This is a genomic window from Paenibacillus tyrphae, assembly GCF_024158745.1.
Taxonomy (GTDB): domain Bacteria; phylum Bacillota; class Bacilli; order Paenibacillales; family NBRC-103111; genus Paenibacillus_G; species Paenibacillus_G tyrfis_A.
Genome location: NZ_JAMZAW010000073.1, coordinates 1 through 575 on the forward strand (window position 1 = coordinate 1; position 575 = coordinate 575).

General features: G+C 64.5%; 1 protein-coding gene. It reads right to left on the bottom strand.

Going from position 1 to position 575, the window contains the following annotated elements; all coding sequences use genetic code 11:
• A partial coding sequence (locus NI000_RS36555) for an AMP-binding protein (RefSeq protein ID WP_253416173.1) occupies window positions 1–575 on the bottom strand: 575 nt, incomplete at both ends.

Sequence of the window (575 nt, forward strand, 5' to 3'; positions counted from 1 at the left end):
TAGATGACATAGGCCAAGTCGTCCGCGCCGGATACCGGCTCCAGGTTCGAGCCGTCGGCATGGTAGTTCGCCTCCTCGTCCGCCGCAAGCACCGTAACGTCCTTCAGGTCGGCGGCGATGCGCTCGCGAAGCTGTTCCTGCGTCAGCAGCAGCTTCGCGCCCGAATCCTCCAGCATGTAGCGGATGCGGTCTTCCGGATACTCCGGATCGATTGGCACATACGCGCCGCCGGCTTTGAGGATAGCGAATACGCTGACGACCATCTCCAGCGAGCGCTCGACCATCAGGCCGACGAACCGGTCGCGCTGCACCCCGGCGCTGCGCAGCGTGCGGGCGAGGCGGTTGGCCCGCTCGTTCAGCTCGCGGTACGTCAGCCGCTGGCCTTCGCAATAGACAGCAACCCGCTCCGGCGTCCGCGCCGTTTGTTCCTCCAGCAACTGGTAGATCGTCTTCTCGCGAGGCGAGTTGACCGCGGTGTCGTTGAACGCATGCAAAATCTGCTCCTTCTCCGCCCCGCTCACCAGCTCCAGCTCGTGAATGCGGATATCCGGGTTCGCCACGACCTGCTCCAGCAG